We start from the raw sequence: 14,557 nt of genomic DNA on the forward strand, positions 1-14,557 counted from the left end.
ATCTCTCCCTTAATTAAAGTCCTTTAGCTTTTGCCTCATCCCAATATGAATCCAGTTCTTCTAATGTATAATCCTCAAACTTTTTGTCTGCCCTTTGAATGCTCTCTTCTATATATGTAAAACGCTGGTGAAATTTCTGGTTTGCTTTGTAGACGGCTTCTTCTGCTTGTATGTCATAATAACGTGAAATGTTGACAAGCGCAAAAAAGAGGTCGCCCAGCTCTGATTTAATTCTTTCGACATCCCGATTCGGGCTTAATATTTCCTCTTCTAATTCCTGCACTTCTTCTATAACCTTTTTCCACGCTTCGGAAACCTCATCCCAATCAAATCCAACCTTCGCAGCCCTTTTTTGGTACTCTTCTGCCCGAATTAAGTTTGGCAGCGATTTCTCAATACCATCCAGAATGGAAATTGAAGCCTTTGTTTCGCTCCCTTTCTCATCTTCTTTGATTTTCTGCCAGTTCACTAATACATCTTCCTCGCCATTCACCTCAACATCCCCGAATACATGAGGGTGGCGCCGAATCATTTTTGCAGTAATGCCTTCAATCACATCATCCACCGTGAACATTCCCTCATCTTCGCCGATTTGAGAATGAAGCATCACCTGAAGGAGTACATCCCCAAGTTCACCAACCATGCCCTCATCGTCCTCTTCATCTATGGAATCAATAAGCTCGTATGCCTCTTCTATTAGATATTTCTTCAAGCTTTCATGAGTCTGTTTCTTATCCCAAGGGCATCCGCCAGGACCTCTAAGTTCTGCAATGACTTGCCGCAGTTTAGAAAACTCCCGATACCGTAACGCTTCTTCTCTAACAGGCGGGACATAAACACTCGTCAAGTTACTTAACTCCATCTGACGGTCGAGTTCGAACAGTGCGCACTTTGTCACTTTTTCCTGACTGCTGCCTGCCGCTGTGACGATATATACCTCGTAGTCATCCGGAAGCTTTCCCATTAAAGTCAACTTCACATTGGACGCGCTGAAAGCATCATACACCTGCCCGATTATCATGTGCTGGGTAATGTGCAAATCATCCGGAGAAAGATCTGTACCATCCAAAAGCTGGAACCCTTCAATCGGATCGATCTGAACAGCCTGAAACAAGGGATCAAGAAAACTTTGACCGCCTTCTAGCTTAATGGCTATTCCAAGAGACGGACCCTTTTCGAGCAAAAGCTGAACCGTTTTTTCCGCAACCATTGGATGCCCTGGAACCGCGTAAAGAACGGAACGGCTTGAAGCCTCCTGTAATAGAGTTTCAGCAATCTCTTCATATACCGCTTCAAATTGGTCGTGCTTTTCATATATCTCGTCAAATGCCGTGAAATTGATGCCTTCCCTTTTCAAATCCCCGATTACAGGATGATCTATCGTTCTGACGAAGCATTGTTCAGTTTGTGTCAATTTTTTATAAATCCCTAGCGGAAGCTGATCTAAATCTCCTGCACCAAGGCCTATTATCGTAATCTCATTCATCTCGTATACTCCTATTCGTTATTATAAATCGTTTAAGCTTTGATCCAGCAGGTATAAGTGAAAGTTCTTCTTCACCAAATAAACCTGCACGAATGGCGGTCATCACAAAAACGGCTGCACCGATTCCTACACCGATCAGCGCTTGGATCGTAGCTAACATTCGGCTCTCACCTGAAAATATCAATTGGAATAAGGCATTGAATATAAGAACCGCCGTACCCATGTAAACCGTACTCTTCAAAATTATTAACAGGTACTTCCTTTCAATTAATGTCTTTTTAATATGTACTCTCAATACCGTATAAAATAATGCAGTCATGATCATAAATGCAAGTACGGTTGCCGAGGCTGCTCCCGCAGTTTTGTAATGGGGCACAAGAACAAGGTTCAAAGCCCACTTGCTGCCCACACCTATAATCGTAATGATCACCGGCACAAACGAGTAACCTAAACTTTGAAGCACTGCCGCTTCTGCCATTATGATGGATGTGAATAAAATCGATAAGGAGAAAATTGCTAAAGTAATTGTTCCTTTGGCATCCGTGAACAGCATTTGATTGACCGGCTTAATCGTTACTAACAGTCCAATCGCAGCAGCAAGTCCAATTGTCGTACTTACACGCAGCGCCAATTTAATTTTATTGAGTAATTCTTGTTCACTTTTCTTCTTAACAAATCCAGATATTACAGGTACAAGCGCCAATGCAAAAGAATTAGCCACGACTGTCCCTAGCTGAAGCAATGGCTGTCCACGGTCATATACCCCTTTCCATTCTTTAGCTTCCTTTTCCCCCATCCCCGTATCCCTTAGTAGCGAATACAGGTGCAGTGAATCGACAAACTGAAACAAGATAAGGATCAAGCCAGTTATGCAAAAGGCCAACCCTTGAAAAACCAGGACTTTGGAAATCTTGATGAAATTTACCGGTTTGATATTCATTCTTAAAAAAAGCTTCCATTCTTCTTTTAAAATTACGAAAACAATAAGCAGTACCAGGCCAGTTATGCCGCCAGTAATCGAACCGAAAACCGCCCCCTTACCGACCACATAATGAGAGTAGCCCTGATACACGAATATTGTGGAAAGCACCAGTATCGTCAATACACGGATACATTGTTCAGCGACCTGCGAACTCGCTGTAGGTATCATGTCGTTTATTCCTTGAAAATACCCTCTTAATACGGATGAAATCGGCATTAATAAATAGGAATAGGCAGTGATTCTTAGCAGACTGGCTAAATTCGGATCCTTCATCCATCCGGCAATCCAATCAGCGCCAAGAAACAGTGCAGCAAACATCATGATTCCTATCGAACTTAAGACGATGAATGAGGTGACTAAAATGTCCTTGACCGCAAAATTATTTTTTGAAGACTCCCGCTCTGCGATCAATTTGGATATGACAACAGGGAAGCCAAGTGTTGATAATGTAAAAGCAACACCGTAGAAGGGATATACCTGCTGATAGATATAAAACCCGATGTCGCCTGCTATGTTCTGATAAGGTATGCGATATGCCGCGCTCAAAACTTTAACGATAATCGCTGCTACGCTCAGGATCAGCGCACTTCGAAAAAGTTCATTTGAAGTTTTATAAGGCTTTTCAGCCATTCTTTTTCCCCTTTTCACTCATATGTGGTAGTTATTATAGCATAATTCAAGTGGTTAATTTTCATTTGTAACCATACTGTTAATTAATCCCCATATTCACCTCGAGAAAATGCTCCTCCTTTTTATTGTCCTCCCCAATCCGTTTAATAAAGAGCAAAAAGGGCAGCGATTGCTGCCCTTTCCACATCTAAAAATATAATGGCATGTCCAAACTTACTGTTCCATTTGTCTAGCTAGAAAACTTGCTGCGGTTTCAACCGATTTCTGTTCCACTTCTCCAATGGTACCTTCTTTAGAGAAAATCAAGACGGCACCAATCGGGTCGCCACTCGCAATGATCGGAGCTGCAGTATATGATTGGACCTCTTCGTCATTTGAATCAACGAAGGAAATTTGTCCATTCGGAGATTCCAAAACAGGATTTCTTTCTTCCATGATTTTTTCCACTAGTTCACTAACGCTTTTATTTAAGTATTCTTTTTTGGAGCCACCTGCCACTGCAATGTAAGTATCCCTGTCACAAATCATAACTGGGTTTCCAAGGCTATCATAAAGTGCTTCTGCATATTCTCTTGCAAAATCTCCTAATTCACTAATAGGAGAATATTTCTTTAAGATGACTTCTCCGTCTCTGTCTACAAAGATTTCCAATGGATCCCCTTCACGAATACGGAGGGTCCTTCGAATTTCTTTCGGGATGACGACTCTTCCTAAATCATCAATTCGGCGAACGATACCAGTTGCTTTCATCTAATGTTGCCTCACTTTCATCTAATTGATTTGATAAATCCTCTTTTTGTAGCAAAATCATCACCAGCTATTGTACTTAGTATTTTTCTAATGGTAAGTTCTATGCACTTTGAAAAAATTTTTCTTTTCGTTGCACTCTTTTACCATGGTATCTTAAAAAACATTTCTTCAAGAGGATAATCATTCACTTTTAGTTCTTTGTGGCTTGAGTCTCTTTTTTTACATGCTGTAAGCCCTTGGCCATCTCAAATAGGATATTAAGCCATTTGCTTTGTTCTACGCCTTTTATGTGCAGGACCAGCTTCATTCGATTGCCGTCCATGCCAAAGCCAACCATACGGCCATACTTTGATCCCAGCTCAAACACCTTTTGTCCATCCACATCGCTGCTTACCTTTTCCCTAATAAGAATGCTGATTTCCTGCTTCAATTGTTTAATGCTTTCAATTCCAGCTTTTTCAGCATATACCTTCATCTCGGCGATCATGAATAGATAGGCGACTTCTTCGGGATACTCTCCGAAACGATCGAGCATTTCATCTTGTAATTCTTCCACTTCTTCAAGTGAGGTAATGCCCCTGAACCTTTTATACATTTCTATTTTCTGATGTCCATCCATTATGTAGGCATCAGGTATATATGCATCCACTTCAACGTCAATTTCAAGGGTGTTCTTTTCTTCGACTGGTTGATCATTACGTTTTGCATCCACCGCTTCTTTCAACATTTGTGAGTACAAATCAAAACCAACCGAATCGATGAAGCCGTGTTGTTGAGCCCCTAGAATATTTCCAGCTCCCCTGATGGATAAATCACGCATCGCAATTTTGAACCCTGAACCCAATTCTGTAAATTCCTTAATGGATTGGAGACGTTTTTCTGCGACTTCCGTCAATACTTTATCTTTCCTATAAGTAAAGAATGCATATGCCACCCGATTGGATCGCCCTACACGGCCACGTAGCTGATAGAGCTGTGAAAGTCCCATTCTATCTGCTTCATTCACTATTAGTGTATTTACATTCGGGATATCGACACCTGTCTCAATAATGGTTGTACTTACCAAAACATCATATTCACCCTCTAAAAAGCCAAACATGACGGCTTCCAGCTCTTGCTCTGACATTTGCCCATGAGCAAATGTCACACGGGCATCGGGTACTAACATGGAAATTTCTTCTGCTTTTCTTGCTATATCCTCTACCCGATTGTATAGGAAATAAACCTGGCCATCCCTGGCCAATTCCCGTTCTATCGCTTCCGTTACCAACGAGCCATTATACTCCATCACATAAGTTTGAATCGGGAAGCGATTCTCAGGAGGTGTTTCGATAACGGACAAGTCCCTCACGCCCAACATGGACATATGAAGGGTCCTTGGAATCGGCGTCGCAGTCAAAGTCAGTACATCCACATTTGTTTTTAACCGTTTGATCTTCTCCTTATGTGTAACGCCAAAGCGCTGTTCTTCATCTATGATAAGCAATCCCAAATCGCGGTACACGATATCTTTGGATAAAATCCTATGCGTGCCTACCACAATATCCACCGTGCCGGCCTTCAATCCTTTAATCGTCTCCGTTTGCTGTTTTTTACTCCGGAAACGGCTCATAAGACCAATCGAAATGGGATAATCCTGAAAACGCTCCCTTAATGTTTCATAATGCTGCTGGGCGAGGATTGTGGTCGGAACAAGAAAGGCAACTTGCTTGCCATCCATAATGGCTTTAAAAGCGGCACGGATGGCCACCTCTGTCTTCCCATATCCGACATCACCGCATAATAAACGATCCATCGGCCGTTCCCGTTCCATATCCTTTTTGATTTCGACTATAGAACGTAATTGATCTTCCGTTTCATTATAAGCGAATGAAGTTTCGAACTCTCTCTGCATATCACCATCAGGTGAAAAAGCATAGCCCTTTGCCGCTTCCCTTTCTGCATATAACTTGATTAAATCATCAGCAATGTTTTCAACTGATGATTGAACCTTGCTTTTAACACGTTTCCATTCCGTTCCGCCTAGCTTATAAAGCTTCGGTTCTTTCCCTTCTGAACCGACATATTTTTGGACAAGATCAATTTGGTCAACAGGAACATACAATTTGTCATCCGCTTGATAACGAATATTCAGGTAATCTTTATGGACCCCATTTATCGTAAGGGTTTCAATCCCTAAATATTTCCCGATACCATGGTTAACATGAACGACATAGTCACCGATCTTAAGTTCAGAATAACTCTTGATTCGCTCCGCATTCGATAGTTTCTGTCTCCGTGTCGATTTCTTCGACTTCTTATTAAACAATTCCGTTTCCGTAATGATACAGAATTTCTGCATGGGTAATTCAAAGCCGCTATTTAAACTGCCGCGTAAAATCTGTACTTTACCTGGAAGAATGCTGTTCGCATCAAACAGTTCTGCGGCCTCTATATCATAATCGGCTAAAACCGAATGCAGTTTTTTTACCCGTTCATCATCCTGTCCAAGTATGACGACTGTAAATTTCCCTTTTTTCCACCGTTCCAGTTCAGCTTTGAACACATTCATCTGGCCGTGGAAATTTTGCATTTGTTTACTGGCAAAATTCAGGATATTCTGAGGATTCGTATGCGGTACATGCCGTAAAAATAATGAAAGGTATACAAACGGCCTGCTGGATTTCATTATTAATTCCTGCATGGGATGAGCCAACTTTATGTCATGGATAATCTGTCCCTGACTTAAAAGGTCAGTGTACCAACCAGCCTCTTCCTTTTCCAAAGAATCATTGATTTCCTGGATTCGACTGATTTCATCTAAGAAAACCAAACCATTTACAGGTAAATAATCTATTAAACTAGCTGGATCTTCATAAGCTAAACTTAAGTATTTAAAGATTTGGTCTGGTTTATTTCCCATTTTCAGCTGCTCAAGTTCATAGCTGATCGTTTGAACCAGTTGTTCCTTGGTTTTCTCATCTTTAAGCTTCTTCAAGCTTTTACTTAATCCGCTCTCAAGCCTTGTTATGATTCTTTCGATGTGCTCTGTCTCTAGTAAAGCCTCACTGACGGGACCGATCGTCACTTTCTTGAGTTTCTCGATGGATCGCTGATCTTCGCTTGAAAAGGTCCTTATTGAATCTATTTCGGTATCAAATAATTCAATTCGTATTGGATTAGGTTCCGTGATCGGGTAAATATCGATTATACCGCCCCGGATACTGAATTCACCTGGAGAAGCAACCATTTCAGACCGGTTATACCCCATAGCAATGAATTTATTAAGCGTTGGTTCGAGCCCGATGTCTTCCCCTAAATTGAACGTAAGCTGATGCCTCTTCCAAATATCCTTTGAAGGAAGTACACGACGGACCCCGGGAATCGGCGCAATGACAATCCCTTTCTTCCCCTCCGCCCAAAAATTCAATGCCTCTATACGTTGGGCCCTTAACTCCGGACTGGCCACACTCAAATCAGCCGCAATCAATTCATTGGCTGGATATATATATAATTCTTCCTCGGGAATGAAACTGGATAGGTCTTCATGGAATTTTTGTGCTTGCAATAAATTATGGGTAACTAATAAAATCGGCCTATTCGTCTTTTCATATACGGAAGCCAGCAAAAGTGATCTCGAGGAACCTGTCAGACCAGAGACGATTTGTTCCTTAAGCCCTTCATCAATGCCGGCTATTAACGAATGAACATCATCTTGTTTGGAGAACAAGTTTTGCAATCCATTCATTTTCTTTCCCCCCCTCTATAACGTGCGAAAACCATTTGAAACTCTTGTATTTAAACTTGGCCATTAAAACCAAGCGTCCTCTTTATTAACGGTAATTTCTCATTTTATATGCCCTTGTAAACCAGACAAACGGAAAAATGCTTTGGATTTTGTCCAAAGCCCTCTCCCGCTAATGAATAATATAATCGTTTTCATATAATTCAGGGTTTCTCTGCAGCGATTCATGACAATCTTCACATATCGCCCTTACATGCATATCCCCTTCAGAATCATAAACGATCATCTCTTGTCGCTCTTCATCGGTAAGTTGATTAAAACCTAACTGCTCCGTACTCAGTGAGTGTGCCTCGATTGAGCCCAGTTTAGTTCCGCAATGTCGGCATCGATAATGGAGAGCCATTTCGTAACCCCCTATTTAAGTAATAGTGTTAGTATGTACAAAAGTAGAGGGGATTTATTCAGCGAAACAGGAAGAATTATTCTTTACTTATATCTACTCTTTGCCTATTGGTTATATTCGTTCATGACCTGTATAAATGGTTTTTCCATCCAGGCTTCACAAGAAGCTGCGCTTTTTTCGATTGTTGCCCCTACATGATCCCATTCCTCAGGAGTAAAACGCCCTAATACATAATCAGGTACTGGAATACGGCCTATCGGGCGGCCAATGCCTATTCTGATTCGATTGAATTCTTGGGTACCCAAATGGGCAATTGAAGATTTTATCCCATTATGACCGCCTGCACTTCCTTTTTGACGAAGGCGAAGCTTCCCTGGAGGCAAATCAAGGTCATCATATATAATGACTACATCCGCGATATCCACCTTAAAGAAATGCATGACTGCCGAAATGGATTCTCCTGATAAATTCATGTAGGTTAAGGGTTTAAGCAATAAAACTTTCTCTCCCTTTACCATTCCCACACCATAGATCCCCTTATGTTTTGCTTGGTCAAGTGGGATCGACCATTTTCTGGATAACTCATCTATTACTTCAAATCCGACGTTATGCCGGGTTTTTTCGTATTGTTTACCTGGGTTCCCTAACCCTACAATAATTTTCATGTTTCACACTCCGTCATTACGGTTATTTAGGGAGTTACGTTGGGACGAAGTTTTTTCCAAGATCATTGACCTTAGAAAAATAGTACCCTAATTTCAAGCTGGACTGCAAGCGACCGGAGAACTAATTAGAAATAAACCCTAATTAAAGGAATCAATTCCTAAAAATGGCACAGTTTGAATAAACGCATCCAGAGATTGAAAAGACGTAACTCATTAAGAGCTACGCCTATTATATCATGATTCACTTGTTTAATCCCGGCATCATGACTCTGGTGACGCTTTTGTCTCCCTGCCCTCTGCATTTTCAGGGATACCTCCATCTTGCTGTTCACCTGTACCTATTTCCTCTTCCTGACGAGGAGCCAAAACAGATGCAACAACTTCTTCACCATCATTGTCGATAGTAACTTGCTGATTCGTTTCGATATCAGATATGTAGATTGTATCCCCTACCTGTAGTTCGGTAACGTCAACGTCGATGGATTCAGGAATGTCATTAGGTTTAGCCGTCACCGTCACTTCATGAAGAGACTGCTGAAGGACACCACCGTCTTTAACGCCTTTACAAACACCGACAAGGTTAATGCGAACTTGTGCCTGTAATTGAGCGGACATATCTACAATTAAAAAGTCTGCATGATAAATGAAGTTCTTTATAGGATCCTTTTGATAGTCAGAGAGCATGACTTTATAACTCGTTCCTTCCAAGTCCAAAGAAATGATACCATTACGGCCTATTTCCTTTATTGTCTTTTGAAGTTCAATATTATTGACCGAAATGGCTGTACTGTCATTTTGATTGCCATATACTATCGCAGGGATTTCACCGCTTTCCCTCAAATTCCTTAAATTGGACTGTTTTAAATCCGTACGTTCCTTTGCAGCTAATAAATTACTCATACATCCTCCGCCTTCCTAATTATAAATTACAAGTTTCTCTATATTTAACATTTCCCTAAATGGCGAGGCATTAAACATGAAAGGTAGAAACTGAAGGCTACAATAACAGTATAAACATATGGTAAACAAAGGAATTTCCTGCAAAAAACTTTTTCATTCTTTTTTTTTTGGTTTAAGCGTGAATCGCTTTGTTTTCCATTTTGCCCCTAACTTGCATGACTCTGTTAAGTATTTGGGCAGCTACTATTGAATATTGTCGTTTGCCGTGGTCTCGGCAGATTGATTTCCTTATTCATGACCCCTTTTCCGATTAATAGGACTAGGTCTTAAAAGCAGTACGGCTTCTGCAGCATTTGTAACAAGCAAGGCAGTCAAGTAGTCCTTTTTCCTCTATAGTTCTTCAATCAGCCTTAGATGCAAATCCTCGCCAAAGCATTCCAAGAGGTGAGAGCAGTTTCCTCCAAAGCTTTTGACGAACATCAAAGCCTTTATTCAAACCAACCTTCTTTCCCTTAATCTTTCACATTTTTTAATGGGTGATTCTTTTGCACGACGATAGCCTCTCCTGAAGGGTTTGCTGGCTGTTTAGCCATATAGACAAGTGGAAGCTTTGGCTGCCTGTCCAAATATCGGTGGCGCCTCCCCTGTAAGCCCAAAATCAAGGCTGGACATTCAAGGTTTCAAGTAGCCGGGGTCCTGCTGGAGTCCAATCGACGGATATCCCATATGTTTTAAATGCGTTTCCAGTTCCCCTGTTGATTTTTAAAGATTAACGACCCGAATTTTTGATAACCGATTCGAATGGCATTATCCGACCCTTTCTTTTTTTGGAACTGTTTTTTTCCTCCCCGCCTATGCACTTAATATCAGCATGAGGATGCTCGCCACATATTTCATTCACACCCTTCTTGAACTATTTATCTAAAATAAAAGGCTCCTTTTCTTCACCAATATGACAGTAGGGCAAAAAATGCCTAATGTTCAATGGTAATTGAAAAGGAGCCTTCGGTAGTCCGATCGGCGTTCAGCTTGTATGACCTACTTAACTATGAATTAATTATTTTCGAAAGAATGGTTTGAACCAAAACACGACGAGCCCAAAGGCCCGCCGTGTTTTGGTTACTGTATTGTTATCAATCGAATAATGTGCTGACTGATTGTTCCTCATGGACACGAATAATTGCCTCTGCAATCAACGGTGCTACAGAAAGTCCAACAATTTTATCGATTTTCTTATCTTCGGATAGGGCAATCGAGTTAGTTACGACCAATTCCTTGATTGTTGAATTTTGAATCCTTTCGATGGCAGGACCTGAAAGGACCGGGTGTGTACAACAAGCATAAACTGCTTTAGCACCATTCTCTACAAGTGCATTGGCCGCTAGTGTAATAGTACCTGCAGTATCGATGATGTCATCAATCAGGATAGCTGTCTTCCCTTCAATATTACCTATGATGTTCATGACTTCAGCCACGTTCGGTCTTGGGCGGCGCTTATCGATAATGGCAATCGGTGCTTTTAGGCGATCTGCCATTTTACGTGCACGTGTTACACCACCATGATCAGGAGAAACGATGACGATATCACTTAAATCTTTTTCTTTGAAGAAATCCGCTAAGATCGGAACAGCAACAAGGTGATCAATCAGAATATCGAAGAAACCTTGAATTTGTGGCGCGTGAAGATCTAATGTAATTACACGGTGGGCACCAGCTGTCTCTAAAAGATTAGCAACTAGTTTAGCTGTAATTGGTTCACGCGCACGCGCTTTACGATCTTGTCGGGCATAACCGTAATATGGCATTACGATATTGATCGTTTTAGCTGAAGCACGTTTAAGAGCATCGATCATAATTAAAAGTTCCATTAAATTTTCATTGACTGGCTGACTTGTTGATTGGATTACGTAAACGTCACAGCCACGAATACTTTCTTCAATATTAATCTGAACTTCACCGTCACTGAAACTTGTTACGCTACATTTTCCAAGCTCAACACCGATTGCAGCAGCAATTTCTTGAGCTAAATCGAAGTTTGAATTTAAAGAGAATACTTTTAAATTAGGATCTAAATACTGATTTGACATGTTGACCTCCGTCGGTTATTTATTAAATTTCAATTTCTTGACATAATCTTCTTTATTAACTTGACGAGCCCGAGCAACGGATAGAGCTTCCTGCGGTACATCTTGAGTGATGGTTGACCCTGCAGCTACATATGCTCCTTCTCCTATCGTCACAGGTGCAACAAGATTAGAATTGCAGCCTATGAAGACATTGTCTTCAATCTTCGTCAAATGTTTATTTTCCCCGTCATAATTCACGGTAATAGATCCGCAGCCTATATTAACATTCTCCCCAACCTCTGCATCGCCAATATAACTCAAATGGGAGGCCTTGCTTCCTTTGCCAAAAACGGTCTTTTTAATTTCTACAAAATTACCGATTTTAACGGAATCCTGAATATCTGATTGAGGTCTAACATGTGCAAAAGGACCGATTTTAACAGAACTTCCAATACTGCTTTCGTGTACAACCGATTGGAGGATTTCCGTTCCATCACCAATTTCACAATTTTTGATTTCTGTATTCGGGCCAATCAAACAATCCTGCCCGATAATACTATTTCCTTTTATGCATGACCCAGGGTTAATGACCGTATCCTGTCCGATCTGCACATCCGCTTCAATGAACGTAGTAAGAGGATCGATGATTGTTACGCCATTTCTCATATGCGATTCATTGATGCGTTTCCGTAAAATTTGCTCAGCCTGCGATAAAGCCACTCGGTCATTTACACCTAATGTCTCCTCGAAGTCACTTGATTGGAAGGCCGTCACCACTTCGCCTTCTTGTTTTAAAATTTCAATAACATCCGGTAAGTAATATTCTCCCTGGACATTTTCATTTGAAACTTTTTTCAGCGCGCTAAATAATGCTTGGTTATCGAAGCAATATGTTCCGGTATTTATTTCCTTAACATATTTTTCTTCATCAGTGGCATCCTTATGCTCGACGATTTTTTCTACAAGTCCGCCTCCACCGCGAAGGACCCTTCCATAGCCAGCAGGGTTATCTGCATATGCTGTTAAGATTGTTGCTTTCGCCTGACTCTGCTCATGCAATGCTATAAGCTCTTTCATCGTTTCTGCTTTGATCAAAGGCGTATCACCGCAAATAACAAGGGTCGTTCCACTTTTATCGGATAAAACGCTTTCCGCTTGCATTACAGCATGTGCTGTACCTAATTGCTGACCTTGTAAGGCATACTCGCATGAATCACCAAGTTGTTCTTGAACTTTTTCAGCTCCATGGCCGATAACTGTTACAATATCTTCTATTTGAAGTTGATTGACTTGATCGATGACATGTTGTACCATTGGTTTTCCGCAAACAGGGTGTAAAACCTTATAAAGCTTAGATTTCATCCTAGTACCTTGCCCAGCGGCCAATATTATTGCATAGCGATTACTCATAACAGGCCTCCATTTTCACCTTTTTATCCACTAAAAATATTATCTCAAATAGTGATTCTTTTCAAGGTAACAATTAAAAGTACATATAATTGTCAACAGCAAAGGTAAATTTTCGCAGCCTTAAAAACGTTTTTATTGGTCCTTTTAGTCTTCTTTTAAATCATTCAAGTAATAATAATATGCCTGGTCCATGTTATATTCATTATTGGCATAATACAGAAACCATGTCTTCTCCCCTTTATAACACAAGCTACCCTCCATTATCCCAAAACACTACCCTGATCGCATTATGCCCTATGTACATGCCTTTAGGAGCCACTGCATCCTTTGTTAACGCCCATTCCGAAACTCAGTTACAGATCCATTTCATATTCAGGTCATTAGAGGTATAGTAAACTCCGTTAATGCTATTCTGTCCATCCCGCTTCTTTGGGGAGGCAATATAAGGATGAATAAAAAAGGTTTAAAAAATAAAAAAGTCGGGTACTTAAATCTTTGAAGATAGCACCGTGATCATTACACTATCTGCCAAATTAAACAAATTCCTGTCTGAAAAGGGGATAAGTTCTAAACTTATCGTTTCCGAATAAAATAAAAAAGAGCACTACTTATGAAGTAGGCTCTAGGTGCACGAATTATAAATTTAAAGTTTTAAGGCAAGGTTAATTAAGAAGCTCCTGCTCCAGCTTCCTCTAATTCAGTTTCAAGTTCTCCCAATCGATGATATTCTGTCAAGACAGCTTCTTGAATTTTCCCGCGTGTCGAGGAATTGATTGGATGAGCGATATCCCGGAATTCTCCATCTGGAGTTCGTTTACTTGGCATAGCTACAAATAAACCATTGTTTCCGTCGATTACACGAATATCATGAACCACAAATTCATTATCCAGTGTAATTGATGCGATAGCTCTCATACGACCATCCGTATTCACACGGCGTAATCTTACGTCAGTTACTTCCATTTAAGCTCACCATCCCTTTTTGTTGTTGTTAAAACTTAAAGTACATATTCAACAAAAAAACGTGAACTCCTTCTATTATCTGTAAGTTTTTTAGAAAATTCAGCCTAGTTTTCAAAAATACTAAAAATCACCCTTATATTACAAGGAAATTGCCCATTGCCAATTCCCTTTAAAAAAATTCACAAAAAAAACGCCCGTTTATTTAACGAGCGCAACCACTTCTATTTCCACTAGTGCATCTTTAGGAAGCCTGGCAACCTCTACACAAGAGCGAGCAGGTTTGTGACTTGAAAAATATTCTCCGTATATTTCATTAATCGAACCGAAATCGTCCATGCTTTTAATGAATACCGTAGCTTTAATGACAGTTTCCAATGAGGCTCCCGCTTCTTTCAATACAGCTTGGAGATTTTTAAAGACCTGGTGTGTCTGTTCCTTAACATTCCCTGTTACCATCTCACCAGAAGCAGTAAGAGGGATTTGTCCTGAACTGAAAAATAACTTATCCACGATCACGCCTTGTGAATATGGGCCGATCGCTGCCGGTGCTTCATCCGTATGTATCGTTTTCATGAAAT

Annotated in this window: 11 protein-coding genes; all 11 read right to left on the reverse strand. The window is 40.6% G+C overall.

The genetic code is table 11. The annotated features are described in order from the left end of the window. Nucleotides 1–13: 13 nt before the first annotated feature. The 11 genes from yabN to ACFX4L_RS16025 all read right to left on the reverse strand — a co-directional run bounded on the left by yabN (nt 14) and on the right by ACFX4L_RS16025 (nt 14,552). Nucleotides 14–1,486, reverse strand: coding sequence for a bifunctional methyltransferase/pyrophosphohydrolase YabN (yabN, locus tag ACFX4L_RS15975; protein WP_377405624.1), 1,473 nt, complete (start codon nt 1,484–1,486; stop codon nt 14–16). Continuing rightward, nucleotides 1,479–3,098, reverse strand: coding sequence for a putative polysaccharide biosynthesis protein (locus tag ACFX4L_RS15980; protein WP_377385014.1), 1,620 nt, complete (start codon nt 3,096–3,098; stop codon nt 1,479–1,481). The genes yabN and ACFX4L_RS15980 overlap by 8 nt, the downstream gene beginning before the upstream one ends. A 213-nt stretch (nt 3,099–3,311) precedes the next feature. Next, entirely contained in the window at nt 3,312–3,848 is a 537-nt protein-coding gene (gene spoVT / locus ACFX4L_RS15985; RefSeq protein WP_061144055.1) for a stage V sporulation protein T, read from the reverse strand. Between the two features lie 190 nt (nt 3,849–4,038). Next, nucleotides 4,039–7,575, reverse strand: a complete 3,537-nt coding sequence (gene mfd / locus ACFX4L_RS15990) for a transcription-repair coupling factor (RefSeq protein WP_061440336.1) — start codon at nt 7,573–7,575, stop codon at nt 4,039–4,041. Nucleotides 7,576–7,744: 169 nt separating this feature from the next. After that, nucleotides 7,745–7,975, reverse strand: a complete 231-nt coding sequence (fin, locus tag ACFX4L_RS15995) for an anti-sigma-F factor Fin (RefSeq protein WP_061440335.1) — start codon at nt 7,973–7,975, stop codon at nt 7,745–7,747. Nucleotides 7,976–8,079: 104 nt separating this feature from the next. Then, complete coding sequence (gene pth / locus ACFX4L_RS16000) at nt 8,080–8,640, reverse strand: aminoacyl-tRNA hydrolase (RefSeq protein ID WP_061440334.1); 561 nt, start codon at nt 8,638–8,640, stop codon at nt 8,080–8,082. Nucleotides 8,641–8,901: 261 nt separating this feature from the next. Beyond that, nucleotides 8,902–9,540, reverse strand: coding sequence for a 50S ribosomal protein L25/general stress protein Ctc (locus tag ACFX4L_RS16005; protein ID WP_061440333.1), 639 nt, complete (start codon nt 9,538–9,540; stop codon nt 8,902–8,904). A 1,133-nt stretch (nt 9,541–10,673) separates the two neighbouring features. Further along, on the reverse strand, nt 10,674–11,627 hold the full coding sequence (locus ACFX4L_RS16010) for a ribose-phosphate diphosphokinase (protein WP_061440331.1): 954 nt from the start codon (nt 11,625–11,627) through the stop codon (nt 10,674–10,676). A gap of 15 nt (nt 11,628–11,642) precedes the next feature. After that, the gene (gene glmU, locus ACFX4L_RS16015; protein ID WP_089364278.1) at nt 11,643–13,016 is read right to left on the reverse strand and encodes a bifunctional UDP-N-acetylglucosamine diphosphorylase/glucosamine-1-phosphate N-acetyltransferase GlmU; all 1,374 of its coding nucleotides are present in this window, start codon (nt 13,014–13,016) and stop codon (nt 11,643–11,645) included. A 666-nt stretch (nt 13,017–13,682) separates the two neighbouring features. Then, on the reverse strand, nt 13,683–13,979 hold the full coding sequence (gene spoVG, locus ACFX4L_RS16020; protein ID WP_034316332.1) for a septation regulator SpoVG: 297 nt from the start codon (nt 13,977–13,979) through the stop codon (nt 13,683–13,685). A gap of 198 nt (nt 13,980–14,177) precedes the next feature. Next, entirely contained in the window at nt 14,178–14,552 is a 375-nt protein-coding gene (locus tag ACFX4L_RS16025; RefSeq protein WP_061440329.1) for a RidA family protein, read from the reverse strand. Nucleotides 14,553–14,557 lie beyond the last annotated feature (5 nt).

The organism is Peribacillus sp. YIM B13482 (assembly GCF_042787975.1).
Taxonomy (GTDB): Bacteria; Bacillota; Bacilli; order Bacillales; family DSM-1321; genus Peribacillus; species Peribacillus simplex_A.